Annotated in this window: 23 protein-coding genes; 14 read left to right on the top strand and 9 right to left on the bottom strand. The window is 40.1% G+C overall.

Features of this window, described 5'->3' with window-relative positions:
• The first annotated feature begins 148 nt into the window (after window positions 1–148).
• The 7 genes from rfbB to AC07UV_RS09080 all read left to right on the top strand — a co-directional run bounded on the left by rfbB (window position 149) and on the right by AC07UV_RS09080 (window position 8710).
• A complete protein-coding gene (gene rfbB / locus AC07UV_RS09050; protein ID WP_495183451.1) occupies window positions 149–1204 on the top strand; it encodes a dTDP-glucose 4,6-dehydratase in 1056 nt (351 codons plus the stop codon).
• 2 nt (window positions 1205–1206) lie between these two features.
• Window positions 1207–1761: a dTDP-4-dehydrorhamnose 3,5-epimerase gene (rfbC, locus tag AC07UV_RS09055; protein ID WP_495183452.1), complete on the top strand. Its 555-nt coding sequence runs from the start codon at window positions 1207–1209 to the stop codon at window positions 1759–1761.
• Between the two features lie 80 nt (window positions 1762–1841).
• Window positions 1842–2699 (top strand): dTDP-4-dehydrorhamnose reductase, encoded by an 858-nt coding sequence (rfbD, locus tag AC07UV_RS09060; RefSeq protein ID WP_495183453.1) that lies wholly within the window; start codon window positions 1842–1844, stop codon window positions 2697–2699.
• Between the two features lie 88 nt (window positions 2700–2787).
• Complete coding sequence (gene rfbA, locus AC07UV_RS09065) at window positions 2788–3648, top strand: glucose-1-phosphate thymidylyltransferase RfbA (RefSeq protein ID WP_495183454.1); 861 nt, start codon at window positions 2788–2790, stop codon at window positions 3646–3648.
• Between the two features lie 258 nt (window positions 3649–3906).
• On the top strand, window positions 3907–4719 hold the full coding sequence (locus AC07UV_RS09070; RefSeq protein WP_495183455.1) for a glycosyltransferase: 813 nt from the start codon (window positions 3907–3909) through the stop codon (window positions 4717–4719).
• A 462-nt stretch (window positions 4720–5181) separates the two neighbouring features.
• On the top strand, window positions 5182–5790 hold the full coding sequence (locus AC07UV_RS09075; protein WP_495183456.1) for a LuxR C-terminal-related transcriptional regulator: 609 nt from the start codon (window positions 5182–5184) through the stop codon (window positions 5788–5790).
• Window positions 5791–5875: 85 nt separating this feature from the next.
• Window positions 5876–8710: a hypothetical protein gene (locus AC07UV_RS09080; protein ID WP_495183457.1), complete on the top strand. Its 2835-nt coding sequence runs from the start codon at window positions 5876–5878 to the stop codon at window positions 8708–8710.
• On the opposite strand, the gene AC07UV_RS09085 is transcribed toward AC07UV_RS09080, so the two are convergent.
• From AC07UV_RS09085 to AC07UV_RS09095, 3 genes are read right to left on the bottom strand one after another with little or no spacing between them, the layout of a single operon-like run.
• A complete protein-coding gene (locus tag AC07UV_RS09085) occupies window positions 8707–10122 on the bottom strand; it encodes a hypothetical protein (protein ID WP_495183458.1) in 1416 nt (471 codons plus the stop codon). The two genes, AC07UV_RS09080 and AC07UV_RS09085, sit on opposite strands and share 4 nt — an antisense overlap.
• Window positions 10097–10900, bottom strand: coding sequence for a fimbrial biogenesis chaperone (locus AC07UV_RS09090; RefSeq protein ID WP_495183459.1), 804 nt, complete (start codon window positions 10898–10900; stop codon window positions 10097–10099). The genes AC07UV_RS09085 and AC07UV_RS09090 overlap by 26 nt, the downstream gene beginning before the upstream one ends.
• A gap of 23 nt (window positions 10901–10923) precedes the next feature.
• Window positions 10924–11442 carry a hypothetical protein gene (locus AC07UV_RS09095; RefSeq protein WP_495183460.1) on the bottom strand — a complete coding sequence of 173 codons (519 nt, stop codon included), beginning with the start codon at window positions 11440–11442 and terminating at the stop codon, window positions 10924–10926.
• Window positions 11443–11655: 213 nt separating this feature from the next.
• Here AC07UV_RS09095 and AC07UV_RS09100 point away from each other — a divergent pair, with 213 nt between their 5' ends.
• A complete protein-coding gene (locus AC07UV_RS09100) occupies window positions 11656–12690 on the top strand; it encodes an acyltransferase family protein (RefSeq protein ID WP_495183461.1) in 1035 nt (344 codons plus the stop codon).
• 143 nt (window positions 12691–12833) lie between these two features.
• On the opposite strand, the gene AC07UV_RS09105 is transcribed toward AC07UV_RS09100, so the two are convergent.
• The 3 genes from AC07UV_RS09105 to AC07UV_RS09115 form a co-directional block, all read right to left on the bottom strand.
• Window positions 12834–14075 carry an amidohydrolase gene (locus AC07UV_RS09105; RefSeq protein ID WP_495183462.1) on the bottom strand — a complete coding sequence of 414 codons (1242 nt, stop codon included), beginning with the start codon at window positions 14073–14075 and terminating at the stop codon, window positions 12834–12836.
• Window positions 14076–14197: 122 nt separating this feature from the next.
• Complete coding sequence (locus tag AC07UV_RS09110) at window positions 14198–15547, bottom strand: amidohydrolase (protein WP_495183463.1); 1350 nt, start codon at window positions 15545–15547, stop codon at window positions 14198–14200.
• Window positions 15548–15666: 119 nt separating this feature from the next.
• Window positions 15667–16527 carry a helix-turn-helix domain-containing protein gene (locus tag AC07UV_RS09115; RefSeq protein ID WP_282251042.1) on the bottom strand — a complete coding sequence of 287 codons (861 nt, stop codon included), beginning with the start codon at window positions 16525–16527 and terminating at the stop codon, window positions 15667–15669.
• A 218-nt stretch (window positions 16528–16745) separates the two neighbouring features.
• Between AC07UV_RS09115 and AC07UV_RS09120 the strand changes: the two genes are divergently transcribed.
• The 3 genes from AC07UV_RS09120 (at window position 16746) to AC07UV_RS09130 (ending at window position 19229) form a co-directional block, all read left to right on the top strand.
• The gene (locus tag AC07UV_RS09120) at window positions 16746–17423 is read left to right on the top strand and encodes a response regulator transcription factor (RefSeq protein WP_495183464.1); all 678 of its coding nucleotides are present in this window, start codon (window positions 16746–16748) and stop codon (window positions 17421–17423) included.
• Entirely contained in the window at window positions 17420–18718 is a 1299-nt protein-coding gene (locus AC07UV_RS09125; RefSeq protein ID WP_495183465.1) for a sensor histidine kinase, read from the top strand. Before AC07UV_RS09120 ends, AC07UV_RS09125 begins: the two co-directional genes overlap by 4 nt.
• Before the next feature lie 61 nt (window positions 18719–18779).
• Window positions 18780–19229, top strand: coding sequence for a PepSY-like domain-containing protein (locus AC07UV_RS09130; protein WP_495183466.1), 450 nt, complete (start codon window positions 18780–18782; stop codon window positions 19227–19229).
• Window positions 19230–19318: 89 nt separating this feature from the next.
• Here AC07UV_RS09130 and AC07UV_RS09135 read toward each other — a convergent pair whose 3' ends face one another.
• From AC07UV_RS09135 to AC07UV_RS09145, 3 genes are all read right to left on the bottom strand, one after another.
• Complete coding sequence (locus AC07UV_RS09135; protein WP_495183467.1) at window positions 19319–20338, bottom strand: DUF4625 domain-containing protein; 1020 nt, start codon at window positions 20336–20338, stop codon at window positions 19319–19321.
• Between the two features lie 56 nt (window positions 20339–20394).
• Window positions 20395–20871: a DUF4625 domain-containing protein gene (locus tag AC07UV_RS09140; RefSeq protein WP_495183468.1), complete on the bottom strand. Its 477-nt coding sequence runs from the start codon at window positions 20869–20871 to the stop codon at window positions 20395–20397.
• Between the two features lie 61 nt (window positions 20872–20932).
• Window positions 20933–23110, bottom strand: coding sequence for a TonB-dependent receptor (locus tag AC07UV_RS09145; protein WP_495183469.1), 2178 nt, complete (start codon window positions 23108–23110; stop codon window positions 20933–20935).
• Window positions 23111–23374: 264 nt separating this feature from the next.
• Between AC07UV_RS09145 and AC07UV_RS09150 the strand changes: the two genes are divergently transcribed.
• The 3 genes from AC07UV_RS09150 (at window position 23375) to lepB (ending at window position 26438) form a co-directional block, all read left to right on the top strand.
• Window positions 23375–23848 carry an LIC11966 family surface protein gene (locus AC07UV_RS09150; RefSeq protein ID WP_495183470.1) on the top strand — a complete coding sequence of 158 codons (474 nt, stop codon included), beginning with the start codon at window positions 23375–23377 and terminating at the stop codon, window positions 23846–23848.
• Window positions 23849–24090: 242 nt separating this feature from the next.
• Window positions 24091–24825 (top strand): hypothetical protein, encoded by a 735-nt coding sequence (locus AC07UV_RS09155; RefSeq protein WP_495183471.1) that lies wholly within the window; start codon window positions 24091–24093, stop codon window positions 24823–24825.
• Between the two features lie 35 nt (window positions 24826–24860).
• Complete coding sequence (gene lepB, locus AC07UV_RS09160; RefSeq protein ID WP_495183472.1) at window positions 24861–26438, top strand: signal peptidase I; 1578 nt, start codon at window positions 24861–24863, stop codon at window positions 26436–26438.
• Window positions 26439–26825 lie beyond the last annotated feature (387 nt).

A 26825-nucleotide genomic window follows, 5' to 3' on the forward strand; every position in this document is an offset into this window, starting at 1 on the left:
GTAATGGGACTTTTGCATTTATTATGCTTTCTCAATCGATTAAAACTTGTCAATTCGCAAAAATCAACCTAATTTTAGCGAACTATTTAACTAGAGTAATAATTTTGACAGATTAGCTCGTGCGGTATTCCGTCGATAAGCAACGTATATGAATAAAAAAATTTTAATCACCGGAGGTGCAGGATTTATTGGATCCCATGTCGTCCGTGAGTTTGTTACAAAGTATCCAGACTATCAAATTATTAATCTGGATGCACTAACCTATGCAGGCAATCTGGAAAATCTGAAAGATGTAGAAGATCATCCGAATTACACTTTTGTCAAAGCAGATATTACGGATCAAGCAGCAATAAATGCTGTTTTTGAACAATATCAGCCGGATGGTGTGATTCACTTGGCGGCGGAATCCCATGTTGATCGCTCCATTTTAGATCCTACCGCATTTGTGATGACCAATGTGATCGGGACAGTCAATCTGTTGAATGCTGCCCGTGCAATCTGGAAGGATAATTTTGAAGGCAAGCGTTTTCATCATGTCTCAACTGATGAGGTCTTTGGTGCGTTGGGTGAAACAGGCTTTTTTACAGAAGACACCAAATATGATCCACATTCACCATATTCAGCATCCAAAGCAAGCTCGGATCATTTTGTGCGTGCCTATCACGATACCTATGGTTTACCGATTGTCTTAACCAATTGTTCCAATAATTATGGTCCCAATCATTTTCCTGAAAAATTAATTCCATTGTGTATTCATAATATCTTAAATAACAAACCGCTGCCAGTATATGGCGATGGAAAGTATACGCGGGACTGGCTCTTTGTAATTGACCATGCAAAAGCGATAGACTTGGTTTTTCATCAAGGTAAAAATGGCGATTCTTACAATGTAGGTGGTTTTAATGAATGGCAGAATATAGATCTGATCAAAGAACTATGCCGACAAATGGATACCAAATTAGGCCGTGAAGAGGGGACAGCTGCTTCTCTGATTACTTTTGTGAAAGATCGACCTGGTCATGATCTGCGCTACGCGATTGATGCAAATAAAATAAATACGGAATTGGGTTGGAGCCCATCGGTGACATTTGAACAAGGCTTATCGCTGACAATAGATTGGTTTCTGTCCAATCAGGAATGGCTGGATCATGTGACTTCGGGTGACTATCAACATTATTATAATAACCAATATCACGGCGCTTAAATATGAAATATACTGAAACTAAACTATCGGGTTGCTTTATCTTGGAGCCTGCTGTTTTCGAAGATGAGCGAGGTTATTTCTTTGAATCGTATAATGAAAATAGATTGGCCGAAATATTAGGACATAAACCCCATTTTGTACAGGATAATCAGTCGAAATCTCAATTTGGTGTGGTCAGGGGATTGCACATGCAAGCAGGTGAGCATGCACAGGCAAAACTGGTCCGTGTGCTAGAAGGTAGCGTATTGGATGTGGCAGTTGATGTTCGGCCCAATTCACCCACCTATGGACAACATGTTGCTGTGGAACTCTCGGCTGAAAATAAAAAGCAACTATTTGTACCGCGGGGATTTTTACACGGATTTTCCGTATTGTCTGAACAGGCCGTATTCTCCTACAAATGTGATAATAACTATAACAAAAACGCTGAGGATGGCGTACATCCATTAGATCCGCAATTGGCTATTGATTGGCGGATTCCAGTCGATCAAATGATCTTGTCGCAAAAGGACAAAGAGGCACAAAATTTTGCTGCATTATACAATAAATTGAAATAACAAAATAGAGCGACTATGTGCTTTAAAGCTTCTGAGTGGGAGAAATAAACATATTAGGCTTATACCATAAAAAAGATTTGATGAGAATTGTCATTACAGGCGCTTCTGGACAGTTAGGTTCTGAATTAAATGAACTATTGGCAAATGATACCGAAAAAGAGTGCTACTTTTTGGATCGTAAGCAGCTGCCGCTGGATCGGGTTCTCCTGATTCAGGATATTTTGGCGATATATCAGCCAGATTTAATTATTCATGCGGGCGCTTATACCGCGGTCGATAAGGCTGAGGAAGAACCTGAGCTGGCAAATTTGGTCAATCATCTAGCATGTGATGAGATTGCGCAATACTGTCATCTACATGAGGTAAAGTTGATTGCTATTTCAACGGATTATGTGTTTGATGGTAATTCTGCCGTTCCGCTAACGGAAGACGCACCAACAGCACCGATCAATGTCTATGGGAAGACCAAACTTGCTGGCGAGAATGCTATTCGAAAATGGTGCCCTGAGGCAATTATTATCCGGACCTCCTGGGTATATTCTTCCTATGGAAAGAATTTTGTGAAGACAATGTGCCGCCTAATGGCTGAAAAGGATGAAGTAAATGTAATTAATGATCAAATTGGTAGCCCAACCTATGCAAAAGATTTAGCGATAGCGATTTTGAAAATCGCTGATGCAGCAAATTGGGAAGGGGGAATCTATAATTACAGTAATGAAGGTGAAATCTCCTGGCATGATTTTGCTGTAGCAATACGGGATTTCCGTTCGTTTGATTGTCAGGTAAAACCAATTCAGACGAGTGCATATCCGACGCCAGCGCAACGGCCAAAGTACTCACTGCTTGATAAATCGAAGATTAAAGTGGTCTATGATGTGGTGGTGCCCGAATGGAAGGAGAGCTTAGCGAAAATGCTAGCCGAGGAAAATAAAAAATAATAAAGAGATTATTACGCTGAAGACTTATATAACTAGAGTCTAAATACTAAAATCTCAATACCCAATACTCATTACTCAATACTATAAAATGAAAGGAATTATATTAGCCGGTGGATCTGGAACCCGTTTGCACCCGTTGACACTTGCAGTAAGTAAGCAATTAATGCCAGTATATGATAAGCCAATGATATACTATCCCTTGTCTACATTAATGTTGTCCGGCATTCGCGAAATATTGATTATCTCAACTCCACAGGATTTACCAAACTTTCAAAAACTATTGGGCGATGGTTCTCAACTTGGCTGTAGGTTTGAGTATAAGGAACAGCCAAGCCCTGATGGCTTGGCGCAGGCATTTTTGTTAGGCGAGGAATTTATAGGTGATGATAAGGTCGCGTTAATTCTGGGTGATAATATTTTCTATGGCTCGGGCTTGTCAAAGCTATTGCAGTCTTGTGCCGATCCTGATGGTGGCGTTGTATTTGCATATCCTGTACACGACCCTGAACGTTATGGTGTAGTAGAATTTGACGCGACGAAAAAGGTCATCTCTATTGAGGAAAAACCGGCACAGCCGAAATCGAACTATGCTATCCCAGGAATTTACTTTTACGATAACGATGTTGTTGCGATCGCAAAAAGTATCAAGCCTTCAGCACGTGGGGAATTGGAGATTACAGATATCAATAAAGAATATTTAAAGCGTGCAAAATTAAAGGTGGGTATATTTGACCGAGGTACAGCCTGGCTAGATACTGGTACCATCCAGTCACTGATGCAAGCCGCTCTATTTGTGCAGGTGATTGAAGAGCGTCAGGGAATGAAAATAGGTGCTATTGAGGAAGTCGCTTTTCGAATGGGCTACATTAATGATCAGCAATTGTTAGACATTGCCAAGCCATTGCGTAAATCTGGTTATGGGGAGTATTTATGTCGTATAATTAAGTAATTTTAGTATTTTTGTAAAGATTAAGGTTTCGCTTTAAATTTTTTAACACCTTGAGAAGGATACAAAAAAAACTATCCTCAAAATGATATATTATAAACAGCTATTATATTCGTTCGGACTAAAAGAAATGTGCTGTTAAAGAGATCATAAATGATTTTTTCAAAGAGAACACAGACTGACGAACCAAAGATAGGAGAGTTATTAGAAAGATGACAGACAACTTAAATGAGTCGCTTTCTTAAAGGTAAATGAATAACAATGACTACAGCTTCAATAGTATTATATAAACAGACATATTCCGAAATTGAGGATTTATTGAAAGGGTTGGACGGGCCCGAAATTGATGTCCTATTTATAATAGATAATTCTCCATTAAACTCAATTGAAAAAGAAATTCGAGATCATCATGCTCGTTTTAAATATATTCATCAACCAGACAATCCTGGTTTTGGAGCCGCCCATAACATTGGTATGAGGAAAGCAATGGCCATGGGGAGTAAATATCATTTTGTTGTTAATCCCGATGTCCTTTTACTGGATAATACCATAAACTTGATGGTAGACTTTATGGAAAATAATCTCGATGTGGGGATGGCCATGCCACAAATTTTGAATCCAGATGGAACAATTCAGTTCTTACCCAAATTGCTGCCTAACCCGCTGTCATTTTTAAAAAGGATATTGTATCGAAAGTTTCATATTTTTCTATCTTCGGTAGAAAAATATGAGCTAAGAAATGTATCGCCTCAGCTCGTCTATGATACGCCTGTTCTTTCAGGATGTTTTACATTATTACGAACATCGGCTTTAGATGAAGTGGGATTATATGACGACCGCTTTTTTATGTACCTTGAAGACTGGGACTTATCCCGAAGAATGAATATGAAGTATAGAACAGTCTATTTTTCGAAGACATCCGTCATACATGGATATGCCGCTGGTTCAAGTAAAAATTTTAACTTATTCAAAGTTCATATCCGATCTATTCGCGCATATTTCGGAAAATGGGGCTGGTTTTTTGATAAAGAAAGAGTTGCGGCCAATCGGAGGACACTACAGCAATTTAAATAGCTATTGGATCCGCCATATAGTTCTAATTTTATAGGATGGTTTAAGAAGTCTGCAAAACGCAAATTATTTTTGAGTTTTGCAGACTTTTTTATTGATTCTTTCTAAAAAAAACTATCTTGCATATAAACCATCTTATTATACACAATATCCACTATGAAAATCTTCTATTCTCGTTACGTGCGGGAAGTTTTTACCGATCTCTACGACATAGAATGATTGCTTCTAACCCAATTCTGGGAGTTTGGATAAGGGGTGACCAATGCGAAAAAAATTTCTACTATATTTATGTGTTTTTCTTTTATAAAACAATTCTTTTCTAATAGTTGTTTTTTAAGAAAGTAGTAACTATATTAAGCTTGATTCAGATTTTGCACATAAGATTCGAATTGCTGCTAGATATGCTCGAAAAGATAAATATTGAGGCGTGTATGACTGATTATAAAACGGAATAATAACAAGCACATGATTACTGTAGGCATTATTGATAGAGACGAAGGCGCAAGACTAGAAACCCAGCGTATACTTTATGAAGAAAATGAAGTGGGAGCACATAGAATCGAAGTTCTTTTTGATATAGGCAACGGACGTGTGGATAGAGCCATGCTTGCTCCTGATATATTGATTGTTGATATTGAAAATCAGGAACCTTTAATCGTTGAACACGCAAAAAATGTCTTTCCAAAGACCGAAATTATTATATTAACTGAGGTGGCTGATGTAAGGACTGTGCGTAACTGCTTCCGATACGGTGCCGTTAGCTATCTATTAAAGAAAACTTGCTTGGAATCATTGATGTCTGCAATCAACATTACCATGAATGATGGATCATTTGTAAGTCCCAGCATAAATAGGGCCCTGATCGAACAAAGTTTTAAATCAAAGAAATATGAGGACCTGCTCACAGCACGGGAGCTCCAGATTGCCAATGGGATTATCGAGGGATTGAGCTATAAGATGATTGCTCAAAAGTATACCATTTCATTGGATACAGTACGCATTTACATCAAACGCGTCTATCGGAAGCTCCAGATCAATAGCAAAGGCGAACTGATCGCCCAACTGACAGCCTAAGATTTCGTTACATGAATATGTGACGTCTTATATTTTAATCTCATAGAATTTAGCCTGACTTTTATGGATATTTGAATCGTATACTATGCCAATAAGAAGCCGCTGGATTTTCCTGTTTCTTTTCTGCTATGCTGTTCTTTTCTTGTCCCAAGCGAAAGGTCAGCAACAATACGATATTGCGTATTATTTTGAACGTGATACAATACAAATTAGATCTTCACAAACATTCTCCAATAAATTAAACATCAGTAATCACACAGATAGACCAATTGAATTAAAACCTGCTGCGGCTAACACTGCCGCTCTCCAGGGCTTAATAAAGTTACCTGGGACGATTATTTTAAAGCCCAAAGAAACGAAGGTATTTCCGCTAAAATATATGGCTGATCGAAGGACAATTGCTGCGGGAACACAGACCTTTACAATCGGATTTGAATCGAATGATCCCATAGTAAAAATACAGGAACCTGAATCCTTTTACACACAGTTGGATATGGAACAGTCTTTCCTTATACAGCCTGAACAATCGGAATATTACCTTGATCAGGCTACCGGTCAGACGCAATTTTTAGTACGGGCTGTCAATCGGGGGCTGGTACCGCTTACCGTTCAGTTGCGTTTTCCTAACCTTTCTCCTGACCTGGAGATTATTGGTGAGACCTTGCCATTCACACTAGCCGCTGGGGGACAGTCATTGTTGACTTTTACTGCCCGTTTGCGTAAGAAAAATACAAATATGGATTTTGATGTTGATATACAGGCTGTCGAGGGCGGTGGTAGTGTTTTAGCCACCAATCGTATCCGTATGATGACAGTGGGTAGCGTAAAGCGTTTCTTTTCCAATATGAATTTGCAAAACCAACCCTTTGACAACAGAGTTGCTTTACGTTATATCAATATGGGGAAAGATATTTCGGTTTACCAGTTACAGGGAGATGGCAAAATTGATTTAAGCGATAAAGATAAATTGAGCTATCGCATGAATCTCGATTATTATCAAGATCAACGTACCTTTAATCTATATGATACCTACCTGGATTATGATACAGAAAAATGGGGCGTGAAACTGGGTAATATTTATGAAAATCTTGATCAGTTTATCAATGGACGTGGTATAAAAGGGACCTACAAATTCGATAAACGGCGTTCCCTCAGTCTGTATGCAATTCAGAACAATTACATGTTGTTTACAGAAATGGATAATCCAATCCCTGGCGGGGAAATTGTTGGTGTTAAATATGCCATTCAAACCGAAAAAAATCAAGAAAACAGCATCGCTTACTTACATAGCAATAATGATTATCGCGGCGTGCGCAGTAGTCTGTTCAGTGGCAAAGGTTTTATTGATTTGGGTAATAATAATAGCCTTTTCTTGGAAGGAGGGACAAGTATTGAACAGGTTGAAAGCGGAAATAATAGGCTAGCAGTAGCAGGGGGGATAAATTATAATAACTCTTTTCGCAACTATCAGATTACAAGTGTCAATTATTATAGTTCACCGTACTATGTGGGGCTGCGTAGAGGTCTTACCCAAACAGATTCACGTTTAACGATGTTGTTGGCCAACGATCGAAATCTTTCTGCCCGGATCAGTTACATGGATAATAATCCAAAATACCTTGCCGGAGACAGAAACTATTTTTTTAATAATGCCTCTCGGATACAGATTTATGAGTTGGGATACCATACTGGTCTTGGAAAACTACAACTTGATCTTAGACCTTATTTTATGGCACAACATGGTGCCTACCAGAATTGGTGGGGAATAGCAACTAATCCAGTGAATTGGAAGTCAAATTCCCTTCGCACGGTAGCTGAACTTAATTTTTTTACCCAAGCCCATCGTTTCTCGCTACAAACGGATTATGGATATACCTATAAGAATACATCCAATAGACCGATAGCGCCATTTCATTCGGTCCGCATCAATGGTAATTACACGAATACATTTTTTGGATTTAATACATTTATCCAGATTAATCCGTACTACTTAAGTGATCTTTTGGCGACCAGCGTAAATTCGAATTACAGCATTTATTCATTGGGGCCAAATACACAATTTTACGCCTTTAATAACCAGTTACATGTACAATTATCCACCATGTATAGCTATTACGGATTCTCTCGAAGTAACAATCTTTCGGTAAATGGTAATGTCCGCTGGCAGATTAAAGATAACTGGAATCTGACAGCGGATATCTTTTACACGGCAGTCAGCGGAAAATCATTGCTTCTTGTAGATCCGAATTTACCGCCCGATCCTAATCCGCTCAATCGTTATTCTTTTGATAACAGACAGATTCGACTGGGAATAGAAAAGAATTTTGGCCGACGTGCTGGACAAAAAGGTCATAAGCTGGAGTTGACTTTTTTTGAAGATGATAACAATAATGGTAGGAATGATGATGGTGAAGCCAAAGCCCGGGCTGTGTTGGTGCGGATCGGAAAAGAAGTGGCGCTAACGGATGAGAAAGGCCATGTGAAATTTGTTGACATGGGGGCCGGTTCTTATATGGTCCAGGTGGAGAATAGCAAAGGTTGGGTTTCGCAGGGGCCGATAAACGTTTTGATGACTAAAAACCAACGGCTGGAAATTCCGATGATAAAAACTAGACCATTAAAAGGCCGCATTAAGGTCGTTGAAAATAAGTATCTAAAATCGAGACCGCAACTTGGTGGAATAAAAGTAACTGCCATAGATCGTCAAGGGAAAACCTACAGTACATTAAGTTCGGAAAGCGGTGAGTATGTGCTGTACCTACCAATAGGAAGCTATCGTATAGCTGTTGTTACTGAAGGAATGCCCTTCTCGATCGAAAATCAAAATTGTGAGATCGAAGTAAAAACGGATAAGGATTGTGTGATTCCCGATTTTAACTATCGGGATGAGCGTAGAAAAGTTGGTGTTAAACGCTTTTAAGGGGCGACAAAGCTAAAAACTATATTGGCAGTATAAGTGCCAGCAGGTTTATTGAGCAGTGCACCTGTCGCACTCGCGGGGATACTGTAAAGAATATTCAGATTACGGTCTATCACAGGGTCGGCATTCTGGATAAGCTGCTGGGCTGTGGTGGATAGGGTAACGGTGTTCATGCCGCTTTGACCAGCCATTGGACCAATGCGCAATACATTTAAAGGGATACTGTTGCCTCCTGAAGCAAAGCTTGTCGATGTCGCGCGCACGTAAAGGTTGTATGGCGTAGTTTTACTCACCTTAAGATGAGCGGGCATATTTAAATTGACACCATTCTTATAATCATTGGCTGTCGCAAAAGCAAGATTGACGGTTTGTTGATTGGCAACTATTTCGCCTAGGTCGCTTACGACAACAGACAGGTTTCCATTTGCTTGTGACTGTATGCTGCCACTGGGATAGGCTGATGATAATTTGTTCCAGGTGTAGGTCAATGGGACAGAATACGTGCCTGCCTGTATAAAATTTGTTTTCAGTTGGTTTAATCCAATGTTATAGGTATAGGTCAACGAGTGATTATTGTTGGTTGGAACGGCAATACCGGTGGTATTGGTTAAAGATTGATCTGTGGTGGATAAAGCGGCGGAGGTGGCATTCGCAATACCCGTTAAGGTTGTATTAACGGTTGATACAGGAGTGACGGGCAAGGTATTATAGGCGGCAGTGGTGCTAAAGCTAAATTGTGTGTTCCCTGTTTTAATACTTGGGGTATAAGGAACAGTGGTTGATAGGGGTATAACGCTGTTGCTACTGATGCCATTTGCAGCACGATAAAAGCTCAAATCATTGACTAAAATGCTGGTTGTACCGATACTCGTCGGGGGGCTTATAAATCCGGGGATATTGATCGTCAATACGAAGCTGGTCGGTGTAATGGATCCCGCTAAAATGCCCTGTGTGGAAAAGGAAACATTATTAGTATATGACCCCGCAACCCAGGTTTGGCTGGAGGTGGCTATACGGGCGTTAGCGGTTATTGTTCCCGAAGCTAGGCTGGCAAGTGCGGTATATAGATTTTGATTCGTCGTTGAAAGGGCAACCTCGTTATTTCCAGATAATGAAAGTAAAGGGACTGCTCCTATGCTCGAAAGCTTAATATGTACAAGATTTGTGGGGAAATTGCCACTGGTCGTACTGTTAAATGTAGATGCATCGGCTTTAACCCGAAAGGTAGGGAGCAAGGTCAATACACTAGTATATTGTCCGGCGGTAATACTTGCGGTATAGTCGGTTCTTGCCTGAATGTTTGCCTGGGGTACCGTCACGGTTGCCTGAGCCTTTACACTATTTGTATAGGAAACAGCGCCAATAAACAGTACGGCGAAACTTAATCTAGTATGTAATTTCTTTCTCTGCAATTTTTAAATCATATTGGCTACCAGCATCAAGTATCGCAACAGCGAGGTATCGACCGGGGGCAAGTTTACCAGGTAGGTCTACACGGACCCATTGTTCTGAATCTGGAAGCATTGCAATGGCGACGGCTTCCACAGGTATCTCTTCTCCAGTTTCTATATTGGTCAACTCAAACCGTACATAAGCATCCTTGTTGATCTGACCGGTGTTTTTAACCTTGACTTCCATTCGGTGAACGGCCTTACCTTCCTGGATAGTAACTGTTCCTTTATCTTCAAAGGCAAGAAATTCCAGATCGCCCGCTTTTAACCCGGTTGGCGTATGGTATATTTGGATACCAACCTCAATCAGAACGTTCATATGGAGTCCATTTGGCTGCAAAACTTTCTGTTCTTTAACCTGTGTAAAGAAAAGCATGCTATGGCGCTGCTGTTTTGTTGTCGGGTGATCAGGGATTGTCATGGAAAGATTCACCAATTTTGTTTCCCCAGGAGCTAGCTGTACTGTGTTTTCAGATAAGGTAAGCCAGGAGGCATTTGACCCGGCATTATCCCCGGTGGCATAATACCGTTTGCTGCCCAAGGAGTCACGGTCCCAATCTTTCAGATTCGCGACAAAGGAAAGATCACTAGTAGTGGTATTGTTGAACGTAATGGCTTGACTGACGGTTTGTCCAGCTTCACCAGTGAAAAATATCCGGGAAGGTGAAATGGAAATACCCTGTCCGTGGATCAGGGTATTGCATATCAAAATAATAAATACTGCTAAATAATATCTCACAAATAAAATGTTTAGTCAGGTTTTTATTGTTGCGTCGCCGTATAAGTTACTGTAGTGCTATAAGTCGATCCTGCAAGATTTAATAACGATGCCGGATTTGAGATGGTATAATCCACTGTATAGATTGCACCTGTGGATGCCGTAGATCCATTGACCAAAGGGGCAGCAGTAGTGCTAAGTGGTACATTGGCAACCGGAGTTCCGCCATTGGCAGTTGCAGCTGGTACAGTAACTGTAACAATATTTAGTGCAGGTCCACCAGCTGGTGTAAATGCTCCTCCAGCGGTTACAGTAAGGTCATAAGGCTTATTGCTGACCACCGTAAAATGATTCGCTTTCGTTACCGTTTTTGACGCTGCATAATCGGCCGCTGTGGTATAATCAAAATTGACTGTTGGATCGGCGCCCAAGGTAATGGAAATAGCATTGGTAAGATTAATGTTGACAGTGACGGGGCCCGATGTGGCAGTTTGCGCTTTTGCTTGAAAACCGAAGCATATGGCGGCGACGGCAATAAAGACTATTAATAGGTTCTTTTTCATAATTTCCTCGTTTTACGGATATTTAATGTAAGTAAAGTTAACCAGGATGCGATGGAAATACAATGTGCGATAGTCACATAATGATGTTATAAATTCGATGGTGCATTCACGATTGTAAGTCGAATTGAAGGTTGTAAATAATGAGGTTTAGCGTACTCTTTTTTGGAACCATTACCCGAAACTATAAATGAAACCGCCTATATTTGCGCTCAAATGTCTGAGTCCAAAAGAATCTATCAAATTGATCTGTTTCGCTTTATCGCCGCGTCCGCAGTGGTATTGTATCACTATTTATATCGGGGATATAAAGGGGGAAATATGTCGTTGCTGCGGTTTGATGAGATCGGCGAATATTTCAAGTATGGGTATCTCGGTGTAGATCTTTTTTTTATTATCAGCGGTTTTGTAATCGCCTTTTCCATAAAACATCGTTCGCTACCAAAATTTTGCTATTCGCGATTCAAACGTTTGTATCCAATGTACTGGATCTGTTTGATCATAACATTTGTGATCTCTTATTTCTTCGGGGCACCGCGCTACCTTGTTACATTCAAACAGTTCTTAGCCAATTTCACGATGGTCCAGGAATTGTTTGGTCAGGGAAATATAGATGGGGCCTATTGGTCTTTGTATGTTGAATTGAAATTTTACCTCATTATCGCTGTATTTCTTATCGTAAACCGTTTTAAGCAGATCAGTTTGGACTATCTTGTCTACTTTTGGCTGTTTTTGTCAAGTTTGCGCCTGTTTGTTGAACCATCTGAAATTTACGATGCTATTCACCACCTTTTCATTCTGGACTGGAGCGCTTATTTTATTGCAGGAATTGTATTTTGCCAAATTTTTCTACACGGTCCTGCGTTGAAGCATTTTATCGTATTGCCCTGGTGCCTGTACTTGTCCATAGATGGCGCTATTGGCCGAATCCATTGGTTAGCAAGAACTTTCCATAGCGATTTTTCCTCCTATATTATTGCTGCAACCATTGTTGTATTTTACATGGTCATGTTACTTGTCTCCTGTAAAAGACTGCAACGTTTCAATTCGCGTAAATTTATCAAAATAGGAATGCTGACTTATCCCTTATATCTTATTCATCAGCATATTGGTTTTATTATTTTCAATCAGCTTCACGAGTACATAAATAAATATGTACTTGTTTCTGCTGTTACTCTCCTGATGTTGGGTATTGCCTATATCCTGAGCGATTGGGTAGAGCCTCGTATCATGAGGTTCTTTAAGCGATAATACATTGACTTGATGCGCCCTATTATGGTTGTCGGATAAGCGCAATAGTTTCGATTGCGAGGGATGGGAAGGCTATAGTGGAAAAAAGCTCAGCATTATTTGATGCTGAGCTTTTTTCTGTTTTTCATGGTATAATGTAGGGGTTATTTTTTCCAGTAAAGTGCACCTTCATGGGCAAGGGCCATGGTTGGGGATATACGCGAAACGGCTTCTGCTGAACAGCTTGCGTCGATCAGCACAAACTTAGCGCTGTCATTCGCTTTGGGCCATTGCACCTTGCCTTTGTCATCCAATGGCAAGGTGTTGTGTGTTGCAAAGCGAAGTGTCCTGGATAGGTCAAACTCGGATCTCCAACCGTATATTTCGGCCATTAAATTGGCTTTTGCTAACATATTTCCAGGGCCAAAAGTGCTCCAATAATCCTGCACGTTGTCATTCCCTACCAACACTTCGACATCCTGTTTCAATAATATTGGGATAGGCATGACCAAATCGCCGAAAGGAATGGAAGAGACAATACCTACTTTGGCGGCTGCTAGTTTTTCGGCGATACGCTCCACTTCAGCTATTGGTAACTGGGCCAGCACAAAGGCATGGCTTACAAAGGTGCGTCCCTGTAGCTTCGGATTCTGAAGCGCTTGTTCGGCAAGGTATTCAATGGTGTGTATACCTTCCTTTCCACCATCATGCAAATGGATGTCAATCCCTTTGTTATTGTCAAGGGCTAATGCTACTGTATAATCGAGCACTTTTTCAATATTTTTATCTATCCCGTAAGGATCTACACCACCGATATAAGCCACATGATCTATCTGTGCCACATCTTTTATCAAGGGAGCGGAGTCTGTATAGAAAAATCCATGTTGCGGAAAGGCAACTAATTCTGCACTGAAACTCTCTTTGCGACTGTCTAGTGCTTTTTGAAGGTTTTCCAAAGAACGAAGTCCAGAAGTGGTATCGACGTTAAAATGTGTTCTGGCAAAAGTGGTACCATAGTTCTGCAGCAGGTCGATAAGTTGCGCTGATCGTGTGGTCGATGTTTGAAGTAATTCAGGGATAATTTCCTGCTCATAAGCTATCATCTCAAGCACAGTTCTCTTCTTTGGAGATTGCGCTTGCCATGGAAGTCCATAAAGTGTTTTGTCCAGATGGACATGCATATCGCTGAAAGCGGGCAGCATCAAGTATCCCTTAGCATCAACTGCTGTAGCGAGCTTTGGATCATTTGGAAATATCTTTGTAATTCTTCCGGCATTGAATTCTATGCAGAAGAGTTCGGTTTTTGTTGCTTTTATCGCCCTTTCATCTGAAACAAAGCCAGTTTCAAGGAGGACATTTTTTAGTGTATACTTTCCCTTTAGAGGGCTTGTGTATGGGGTTGACATGATTTTCAATACTGTTTTAATAGCAATTGTATTTCACAATAGGGCAATCAAAAGCTTGTTTGAAAGCAATTGACCGCCATTGTTCTAAAAAATAGTTAGGGATAATATCCTTTGTCGGAAATCTAATAGACAATATTGCCCTGATAGATAAGGGATCCTACGGGCGAAATCCGTGAAATGGCTTCCGCCGAACAACTCGCATTGATGAGTACGATGTTTGCATCATCACCGGGTTTTGGCCATTGCTGTTTTCCTTTGTCATCCAAAGGAATCGGGCCCGCAGTCGCCAGTTTTAGCATGCGTGACAAACCATGTTCTGTGACCTGACCATATACTTGTGCAGCCATATTGGCTTTTTGAAGTACACTTCCTGTTCCAAAGGTATTCCAATGATCGACAATACTATCATTTCCCGTCATCACGGTGACGTTATTTTCCATCAGTGTAGGGATAGGCATAATTAGACCGGCAAAAGGAATGGTAGAAACGATACCGATCTGTGCTGCACCAAGCTTTTCTGCTATTTCCTGTTGTTTGGCCTTTTCCAGTCTTCCCAATACAAAACAGTGGCTGAGGTAGGTCTTGCCTTTCAATGCGGGGTTTTCATTTACTTTGTTGATCAGATACTCGACCGTTTTTAGCCCAGATTCTCCAGACTCATGTAAATGGATATCAATCCCTTTATTGTTATCCAGAGCCAGCTGAACCGTGAAATCCATTGTTTTCTCAATGGCACCATCGATGGTAAAAGGATCTACTCCGCCGATAAAATCAATATTGGTCTTTGCAGCCTCCTTCAGGTAAGGTACAGAATCCGTGTAGTATACGCCATGTTGGGGAAAGGCAACGAGTTCAGCTCCGAAACTGTTTTTTTTGTTTTCTAGTGCAATCTGTAGATGACGTAGCGAATCTAACTTAGATGTAGGCTCTATGTTTACATGGCTACGCGCGAAGGCAGTACCTTTGGATTGCAGTAATTCAATTAGTTTTTCCGCTTTATAGGTTGAATTTTTCAGCAGCTCAGGAAGGATCTGTTGTTCAAGCGCAATCATTCCTTTTACACCACCTGCACCTCGTCGTACAGCTTGCCATTTATCACCGTAGAATGTCTTGTCCAGATGAATGTGCATGTCTCTAAAAGAAGGAAGCATCAATCGGCCCTTTGCATCTATGGCATTTGCATCAGTACTGTTGGGACCTATTTTTTTGATTTTTCCTGCTTCGATCTGCACGGAGAAAAGACCCGTTTTTGTTGCGATGACATTGCCGTTTCCATCATACTCGAAACCCGTTTCCAACAGAACATTCTTTAGGATATAACTTTTTTTCCCCTGATGTCCGTCCAAAACATGCTGATGGGGGAGTTGGCCACCATCTTCTGCTAATAACATTCCTGGGATTAATGTTGCTCCAGCAAGTGCTAGGGCAGAGTTTCGTATAAATTCCTTACGTGAAAGCGTTATTGGTTTCATTTTATTTCCTATTTACGTTACGATCTAATTGACGATCAATAAAGTCGATCAGCCTTTTACAAAGGTATATACAGGGAGCTTTAGTATTACTGGGCAATTTCTGCCATTTCTTGTGCGATTTATCTTTTTTCTCTAAAATCACTTGGACTTACACCAGTCTGCTGTTTGAAGAAATTGGAAAAATAGGCTTGATCAGCAAAGCCCAATTCAAATGTAATTTCCTTAATGGAGGATTCCGTACTTTGGAGAAGGCGCTTTGCTTCAACACAAATCCGTTGGTGGATAAGTTGGGTGGCGGAGATTTTCAAGTGCTTTTTACACAGAATATTGAGATAGTTTGGAGAAATATGCAGCTTGTCCGCATAAAAGGCGACCAATTTTTGTGTTCTGAAAAATTCATCTATAAGCATGTTAAATTTGGCAAGCCGAGGGACGGATTGATAGACTTTAAATTCGGTGAAGACATGCTCTGCTTCTCTGCTGACAATAGCAGCGATAACACCAGCACGAGCCGTAATCAAGGGAATGAGTGAATGCTCTCTTTCCAATTCCTTTTTGACAGATTCAAATTCATAATGTAGCTGAATGAAGGCCTCCTTGGTCAGGTCGATTACGGGATGATTCTGATAATTAGTAAAGGAAAAGCGAAAGAAGGGAGCAAAATGCTCGAAAAAAGACCGTTCGATCATTAACTGGTAGCCGATAGTACCTGCATGGATATGCCATTTGTGCATCTGACCTGGGAATAGTACATGTACCTGATGGCCTTTAATGGGATAGTCTATCGAATCAATCGTATGTACACCAGAAGCTTTATCAAATAAATTGATAATAAAAAAATCATGCTTATGGGGCTTGTCTATTAGCCTTTCTCCATGTAATTCATTGAAAAGAAGCTCTTCACGGCCGGCGGTCTGTTCTTTGCGAAAACCGTCCAGTCCAATGACAGGCGCCCAGATGTTAGCATTTCGTTTGTCCATAGTAGATCGTATCAGACCTAAAATACGAAATGCGCTTTGTTTTTTCGCTAATACGTAAAAATAAACAGGCTATTCGATCTGCACGGTGTAGCTGCTGGCAACTAACAGTAGTCATTTTCCTAATTCTTTCCTAAATTCGGAATACATTTGTAGCAATGAGAGCAATATACTGGAGTTAAGTAATATGGAAATTTGGTAATAAAAAAAACAATGGTCCAATGAAAGTACTTGTAATTGAAGACGAAGCGGAATTGAGAGAAATAGTAAAGGAATCTCTAGTCAAAGAGGATTATATAGTAGAGACCGCTAGCGATTTTAGATCTGCGCTAGATAAGGTGTCGGTCTATGACTATGATTGTATTTTATTGGATATCATGCTTCCGGGCGGGAGTGGACTGCAGGTATTGGATCTACTGAAAAAGGAAGGCAAGTCGGATAATGTTATTATTATCTCTGCAAAAGATTCGCTGGATGACAAGCTAAAGGGACTGGAACTTGGAGCGGATGACTATCTGACCAAACCCTTTCATATTGCCGAATTAAATGCGCGGATTAAAGCAGTATTACGCAGAAAACAACGGGATGGCAAAAATACTTTGGAGATGGGCAATCTCGTGCTTGATCTGAACGAGCGTAGTCTTTCGATTAACGGCGAATCTGTCGCCTTGAACAGAAAAGAATTTGATATCCTCAATTACTTTTTACTCAATAAAAACCGTCTTGTAAGCAAGAATGCACTGGCAGAGCATGTTTGGGGAGATAATACGGATCAAGCAGATAACCTCGATTTTATTTATTCACAGATAAAGAATTTGCGAAAGAAATTTTTAGCGAAAAAAGCGAAAGTTGACTTTGAAGCGGTCTATGGAATAGGGTATAAACTTGTTGAAAAATGAAATTAGCCAATCAAACGCTCAAATATCTTTCTATTTCGGTGCTGGTCGTCATTGCGGTATGGTCGACCATCTTTTATTTATTTATGTTGGAAGTAATCCATGATAATATAGATGAGGAATTGGAGAATCAAAAACGCTTAATTATTCAGGAACTGGCTTCTGAGACACTTGTATCTCCGGACCTGGAATTTGGAATTAACAATTATAAGGTACGTGAAATTTCCGAGCAACAGGCGATTAAAATGCAGAATGTATATAAAGACACCTTGTTATATATGCAGGATGATGACGATCCGGAACCTGAATTGGAGCCCGTACGCATGCTGACGACTGCATTTGAGCATAAGGGGCACTACTACGAGTTATCAATTATCAATTCAATGATCGAGGAAAGTGATTTGATCAAGAACCTGTTTTATTCTGTCCTGATTTTATTTGTCCTCTTGGTTGTCAGTATTGTCTCAATCAATAAAGTTGTTATACAGCGATTATGGAGCCCATTGTATCGGTTTTTAGATCAGTTGACGAAATTCCGGCTGGGAAAATCGGACGATAAGCCAGCGATGAATACCAATATACAGGAGTTTAAAGATTTACAGCTCGCTGTCACGACCTTAATCCATCATAATGAGGAAACGTATGAACAGCAGAAACAGTTTATTGGCAATGCATCACATGAGTTGCAGACGCCTCTGGCCATTATGATCAATAAGTTAGAAATGATGGCCGAAACTGGCGGGCTACATCCTGAACAGTTGAATACAATCGCCGAAGTACTAAACACAGCAGAGAGACTCGTTCGATTGAATAAATCATTATTGCTGCTCAGCAAGATTGAGAACAAACAATTCCTGCACAACGAAGATCTCTCAATCAATCAGCTTGTCACACATATCGCTGATGAACTAGAAGATATTGCCGCTTTTAAAAATATTAAGATCAATGTCAGACAACAAGATGAACTTAAGGTACGATTAGATAGTGCTCTGGCCAATATCGTTGTATCAAATTTGATCCGTAATGCATTATTTCATAATATGGACGGGGGGGAGGTAAACATAGCGATTACTGAAAATACACTTATAGTTGCGAATACGAGCGGACAGACTGCTCTGGAAAATGAGCATGTGTTTTCAAGGTTCTATAAATCGGATGCCTCGTCCAAAGGTACCGGTCTGGGGTTGGCGATCGTTCAGGCGATATGTAATTTATACGGTTTTTCTATTTCCTATCATTATGACAAAAGTCAACATATATTTAAGCTAGATTTTCGCCCAGCATATCAGCATAAATAACATTCCCAAATCTTTACAGAATCGTGGGTTTACTTTGTAATACATTAAAAATAGTAAAGTCATGAACGGTAAAATGATATTAAGTGCATGTATTCTTGCACTCTCAACAATTGGAGCTTTTGCTCAGGATATTCCCCAAAGTCAGGTACCTGCTGTGGTGGTGAATAGTTTTCAACAGAAATTTCCAAAAGCCAAAGGGGTAGACTGGGAACTGAAAGCGGGACTATATGAAGCTGAGTTCGAAACAGGTTTGTTTGGAACAGATCATGAGGTATGGATTCAAAGTAATGGTAAAATTGTGCGTCACAAAGAAGAGTTTGCCAAAAATGATTTGCCAAAAGCTGTTATTGCAAAGGTGAAAAAGGATTTTCCGGGCTATCGTATAGAAGATGTAAAAAGGATTACTGAGGAACAAAAGATTACTTATGCATTCGAAGTAAAAAGTCAGACAGACGAATGGAAACTTGTCGTCGATACACAAGGGAATGTATTGGGTAAAATAAGAGATTAATCTGAATAGCGAGTTTGGTTTAGTAAAAAAAGCACTTGGTTAGCATGCGTAACCAGGTGCTTTTTATTTAAATTATCTTTCTCCCTAAATTAATCTTCGCCCTCTTCGGCGTGGAGTTCGAAAGATAATTTAATCACATCTTCGCCAGGATACCTGGTCACATAATCCGAATGGTTCCAATCGTCGCGTGTGATTTTGGGTTTGGTAGCAGAGTCGCTAAATTTACGAAGAACATAGACGACGTTCTTTTCCCCTTCATTGTCCTTACCAGCTGTAAAATAAGTAATAATACCTGTAGTTTCTAGGGCTCCATTAACAGCTGTGCCATCTTCATATTTTGTTTCCCTGGGTTGAAATATGGCTCCGCTTTCATTTTTACTTTTTGAATTTAACACAAAAGGTGCGTCGGTCAGGAATGCTTTGTAATAATCTGCCGTTGTTTTGTTCTTGATGTATTGCCCTTGGATTTCTTTGGAATTGGCGTCAAATTGTTTTAGCTCAATTTTATAAATTCCTGCCGGTTTAAGATGAGCATGACCAGCTATTGCTTTACCAGTATTGTCGAAGCTGATGGTAGTGGGTTCTACATTCTCTTTGTCGGCAAGATCATGAAAATGGTTGCCATGAGCCGAGCCTTTGACTTCTGTAAAAATCAGTTTATAGCTGGCTCTCGCCTCTGATGCCTGAACGGTCAATGGAGATTCTACAGTCGTTGTGTTTCCGGCCTTATCCGTCACTGTAAAGTGAAAATGATATTGACCAGCAGGAGCTTCAGATGGTATGTCGATGTGCTCATGAAAAGTCACATTTTTTTTGCCAACATATTTCTCATCAGTATAAATTTTGGAAAATTTGAAGGAGCCAGCTTCCTGATGGATTTCGATCTCAATCTTGTCGATAAGAGCTTCAGCGACGATATCACCTTCGAGATGGAGGTCTGTTCCGACCTTGACCGTCTTATTATTGCCAGATCCAATTTCTAGGGTCCCGATCGTAGGTTTTGTTGTGACAGGAATATCGGCGTTGTCTTTCTTACAAGAAGACAGGAAGCCGAAGAAAAGTGCTGTAAACAGTAATAAAAAGTTGATGTTTCTAGTTTTCGTGTTCATTGGATTTAAATTTTATGATAGAAAATAATTGAAGTATTTTGTCTGTTAGGGCGCTTTTATTCAGTGATACGTACGCTGATTCCACGTTGGATGCTCCAGCCGGATTGATCCGTCACTTGGATCATAAAGTGATAGTTTCCGGGATCGACGTCTGCAGGGACATCAATCTGAAATTGGGCATCATACTGTTGTGGTTGCCCCGGTATATTAACAGATTTGACCAGAACAAATGGTTTGATTGGTTTCTTGATCGGCGCTAATGTGCATTCCTCCACTTCGGTACTGTGTGAATGATGGTCAAAATTATGATGAACGTCAATACTGTAGCTGCCCAAAGCGACATTGTCGGATAGTTTTGCGCGGAACGTAAAACTGGATCCACGTCTGATTTGGCTGCATTGTTTCGGAAAAGCGGTCGCTGCACTGATATCTATTGTTGGTTTTTCGGTATCAATATTTTCCTTATCTTTCTTACAAGCGATGGTAGAGGCAGCTATGATGGCCATGAGCGCATATTTTTTGAGTGTTTGCATATGTATATTTATTTTTATCATGATGAGTTAGCACCTGTTTTTTATTGTATCAATGAGTTTGTTAGGTTCGATTTTGGGTTCCGAAAGGGATCCCGACAGATAGGATGATATTTCGTCCCTGTTCAGGGAGTGAGATCAGCCGGTAGAAACTGGTGTGATCCATATATCTTGTGTTAAAAATGTTCTGAACTTGTAAGCGCAATTGAAGTGCTGATTTGCCAAGGATCAGCTGTGTTCCTGCTCTGAAATTGAGAATTTGATAACCTTTTGTTTTTTCTTCTGGTGGGACAATATGCTTTTGGCTAGCTGTCCATTTGGAATCCAAGGAGAGGTAAGGCTCCTTAAAATAGGTGCTACTTTTGGGAGACCAACTGAGATCCAATACAAGTGAAGGGGCGGGAGAAAAGGGTAATGTATAACCTTTCTTGCTGCCTGAAAGTTGTTCAGATCGAACATATTCACCCAATAATTCTACTTTCCAATGGGTTAAAGGACGATATTCCACTTTTAGTTCGGCACCATAACGCCGTACTTTGCTTTGTGAATATTCAAATATTTGGTTGCCAGCACCATAGTACTGATCATAACCCGATGTAGGATTGAGGTAGATATAATTGGAAAAATAATTAAAAAAAGGTGTGAATGCGATGTACGTATTTCCGGTGCGCCGAGCTACAGATAAGTCCATTTGGTAGGATTGCTCGGGAGAAAGGGACGCATCCCCTTTTTCATAACTAAAATAATGATAGTTCACACCATTGGCAGCCAGTTCCTGCGCAATAGGTGCCCGGAAACTTTTACCAACATTCAATTTTGCTTCCCATGAACCCATTTGCCGTGTTGCACCAAGAGACCAAACGAGACTATTGAAACTACGATGAAGTTCGTCCGCCCGGAGGATATGGGCAGATTGATTGTTTTCCAGTTTGGATGCAAACCAGTCTTGATAAGGCGAACTGTGGATATTGCTGTGATCATAACGTAATGCACCATAGAGTGTGGTTTGTTCGTTGATCGGATATTGATCGTAGATAAATACACCTAGTGCTTTTTGTCTATAGGAAGGGATAAGGAAGCTCCAGCCATCGATGTTGTTACGTTGATATTCAACATTACCACCTATTGTGAACCGATGTGTAGCCAAAGCAAATTCATCTTTTAACGTCATATGATAGATCTCTTTATCATACAGTCGTTCGAGATTCATCGGAATGTTCATGTCCTGCGGGTAAGCGGGGGGCATATATCCATGAGCGGTGTAGTTGTTGAATTCCTGACGATAATTTCTTTGGTAACCAAGATCCATCCAAATCTTATGCGCGTCCTGCGCGATATAATTTCGGCTAATGAGTTTAAAATGATTAACATGCTGACTCGGATAAAGGATATCTCGATCAGAACGGTCATACAGTGCTGTATCTACACCCCGTGGCTCTAAACCATGTGCATTGGCGAAAAATCCGATTTTAGTATGGTAGTTGCTCAGATAAAAGATAGAGGAAAACCGATCGGAGACATAACCGCCTCGAAGTTGAAAACTGGTCTCTTGTCCTGCGGTATTGCGAACCCGCCGATCTTTTAACCGGACAGCATAGTTGTAAACATATACTGTGTCGGTTGGTACACGATAGTCGGCGTAACCCAAATGTGTTGCCCCGCCACCAAAAACCCAGTTACCATTTTTGCCCTGTAATTGTAAGGAACCCCCATAGGTGGCATTATTGGACCTGTTAAATAAGTTGATATGACCTTTCAAACCATTCTCTTGGAGTTCCGCTGGCGAGGATAGGCGTATGACACCACCAATAGCATCTGATCCATAGATAAATGAACTAGCTCCTTTAATAATTTCAGCAGTGCCAATGCTATATTGATCAATTTCCAACCCATGATCCAGGCCCCATTGCTGTCCTTCGTGCTTAATTCCATTTTCGACAGTGGCCACCCGATTAAAACCGAGACCCCTGATTTGTGGTTTGGATTGACTAGCGCCGATGCCTATGGCATTCACTCCAGGAAGTCGGCTTAAAGTTTGCATCAAACTGCCGGCCTGATATTTCTGTAATGAATCACTGGTTAGGACATCTATGGACATTGCACCTTCAGCTGATTTTTTGTAACGTCCCCCTTCAATGTATACCTCCCTTAGCCCAATTGTCTTTGTTGCTTTTTCTTGTGCACAAGCAGGGTATAAGATACTATACGTAAATAAGAGCGTGAGAATCGTGCGTCTGTTCATCAATTGAGCTGGGCTTTTTGTAAATTATATATTGCAATTAAGTTGCAACAAATATAAGTAAAGAAATGTTAAAAGCAACTATGTTGCACAATAAGGTTGTGATAATAAATCCCTGAAATCAGTGATAAAAAATACATTTGAACTCAACTATCTTTGGTTAAGTTAGTTACGATATTGTAGGTGAATGGGCCAATGCGGAAATGGAATAAGGAGTAAGAGACGTTTATAAACAAAAAGACAAGTAAACTATAAAATATAACAACAATGATGAAACAATTTATAACAGGCATCTTGACCGTAGCGGTACTGACGATCTCAAGTTGTGGTTCAGGAACGAAGGATCCTGCGACGTATAACAATTCAATTATCACTGTCATCAATGGAAGTGAAAAGCATATTGAAGCGATGAATGCTGCCATGAATGCTGCTGACTATGCAAAGGCAGAACAGGTACGTACAGAGTGGGAAAAATCTCTAAACGACGATATTAAGAAAGTAGAAGATCTAGGTGATTTTAAAGGTGACGCCAGCTTTCAGAAAGCAGTGCTCGATGGTCTGAATGGTTACAAAAAGATTGTAACAGAAGACTATCCAAAGTTGATCGAATTGCGTAAAAGCAAAACCTCTGATGCGACGACAGAATCTGCATTGCTTGATAATATCAATAAAGCCTTTGAAAGCATGAGCAATGGGGTGAACAAAGCTTCTACTGAATTCGAAGGTAAACATAAAGGCTAAGGTCTAATCTTAAGCGGATAAAATGAGCTGTTCCAAATATTTTGGGCAGCTTTTTTTATAAATCAGCATATTGATTGGTTGTAGCTATTCGCTATAAGTTTGTCTTTTACCATGGCATAATCCTGACAAGATAAAATAGCAATCACTCCGGGAAACAGATTTACTTAAGAAAGGTTAAAGCTGGAAGAATTATAGCTGAATCATGTATTTTTATGTAGCTTTACAGGTATAAATAGTGGTTTATGAGACTGATGTCAAATTTTAGGATTGTTTTTTTCTTATTTTTTTTATGTAGTTCAGCTGTAGTACAAGCGCAAAAGGATGAAAAAAAAGCAGATTATCTCGTATTGATGAATGCGGACACGCTGTATGGAAAGATCTCTTCAGTCAAGGATCGTAAGCTAAAATTTGAGAACCTACAAAAAGAAAAGTTAACTTTTACTCCCGATCAGGTGTTTCGCGCCTATTGGCAATCCAAAAAGAAAGTGTATGCCCCATCCTATGTAGAAAATGGACTGGATCCTGTGCCGGGAACTTCTCCACAGATCTATCAAGTCCGGAAGGCGCAAGACCTGGAACCGACTTTTGCGGAAGTGCTTGTCGATGGTGAAATTATGGCTTATTATGTCTCCGAATTACATTTTGGAGGTAGTGGCGGGATGATGATCGGTAGCGGTGGAGCTGCGCCAATGATTGGTGTCGGATTTACAAAGTCAAAATATGCCTATGCGCTCAAGAAAGCAACAGGTGAGGTGATTGAAATAAACAGTAATTCGAGTGGCTTATTTAGTGGAAACAAAAAGAAACGAACACTGACATTGGGGCGTCTGATCAATGATGAACCCGAATTATTTGCCGAATTTGAAAAAGAACAGAAATATAATTATGATGTATTTATCAGATATATTATGAGATATAATGAGTTACAGCGCGCGAAAGAATCTCCGTTGGATTCATCCAGGTTGTTTATTTATTAACGTTGATCTAGTTACATTTCGATAAAAAAGTGAATATGGAGCTTATTATTTTTATTGTACTAACCATTATCGCAGCTTATGGTTTTTGGCTTTTATTTGAAAAGGCAGGACGTCGTGGTTGGGAGGGTATCGTTCCAGTTTATAGTCAATGGATTCAGGGGCAGATCACCAATAGACCTGTTTGGTATATTGTGTTGTTGATCGTTCCCATTGTGAATGTCTTTGTCTTTTATAATTTATACCTCGATTTTATCCATTGTTTTGGCAAGAGAAGATTTTGGGAAAACTGCGCTGCGGTATTGTTACCTTTTATCGTATTACCGCTATGGGGAAGAGATAAAAACGTTCAGTTTCTCAATGGAATTTATGCTAAAAAGCTTAAAGCGGCAAATAGCGAAGGAAAAACAATGACAAAGGAGATTCAGCTGGGATTGCTACACGAATCCTACAATGAATTCAAAGTCAAGTATCCCTATAAGAAATCCATGGTCCGTGAATGGGCGGATGCGATCGTTTTTGCAACCGTTGCAGCAACACTGATCCGAGGTTTCTTACTGGAAGCCTTTATGATCCCTTCGGGCTCCATGCAGCAATCACTTTTGATCGGTGACTATTTATTTGTGAGTAAATTGAACTATGGGCCACGTATTCCCAATACACCTATTGCTTTTCCTTTTGCACATCATACAATGCCCGTTGTTGGAGGAAAGGCTTTTTCTGAATTGATTGAGCTTCCATACAAACGGCTTCCAGGTTTCCAGCAGATCAAACGAAATGATGTTATTGTATTTAATGCACCGGCAGGAGATACTGTGGCAATAGAGAATCAAGACCAGCCTTATTATGATCTGGTACGTTCGATGGGTTATGAAGCCGTACACCAGCAATTTACCATTAAAACACGTCCCGTGGATAAAAGAGAGCATTTGATCAAACGCTGCGTAGGAATGCCTGGGGATAAGATCAGTATGCAGGAGGCTGTATTATACGTAAATGACCAACCTGGTTTTGTCGCACCAGAAAGTCAGATGGATTATATCGTGATGACCGATGGAACAGAGTTGGATGAACAGCGAATGAAAGATATGGGCATCGAGATAAGGTTGCTTCAACCCGGAACTTATATTGTTTTTCTAACCCAAGAGCAGGCTCAAATGGTGAAATCATGGTCCAATGTCAAATCCATGCAGATGAACATCGGTAAACCTGGCGAAGCACAGATCAACACGTTTCCAAATGATCCGCAGTACAAATGGAATTACGATAATTTTGGACCTTTTGTGATTCCGAAAAAGGGTATGAAAGTTATTTTAAATGCGCAGACCTTGCCGCTTTACGAGCGCGCCATTCGGGTCTATGAGCATAACCGATTAGAGAAGAGGGCTGATGGCTTATACTTGAATGGCAGCAAGACGGATTCATACACATTTAAAATGGATTACTATTGGATGATGGGAGACAACAGGCATAATTCGTTGGACGCCAGAGATTGGGGCTTTGTTCCCGAGGATCATATTGTGGGTAAAGCCTTATTTACCTGGATGAGCTGGAATACAGACGGAAAAGGGCTTTCTAAAATACGTTGGAAGCGGATATTTAAAGGCATTCATTAAATGGACGAAAATAGAGTACATAGAAAAGGGGAGGATCGTGTAAGACCATCCCCTTTTCTATTTTTATATTACTTTTTCAAACAGTGAACTTGAACCACCGCATTTTGATTGAGCGATGCAATTTGTATAAAGCCAGTAGTAGCTGATGTTCCTGTTAAAAATAATTGGCCTAATCATGCCGTGTTTTTAGAGACAATCTTGGTAATTATGATATGATTCTTACTAAGATATGATTTGCTATTTAACTTTCGTTGAATTGCGATTTTTCCGTATTTAATTGATCTGAAATATAGCCTGTTTTTAGAGATTCCTATTTTAATTTAAAAATTACGATCTTGTTTGGAGTATTTATGTTATCCTAATAATTAAATATAGTATTTATTTTTA

The sequence above is a fragment of the Sphingobacterium sp. GW821-FHT03E03 genome, assembly GCF_059420745.1.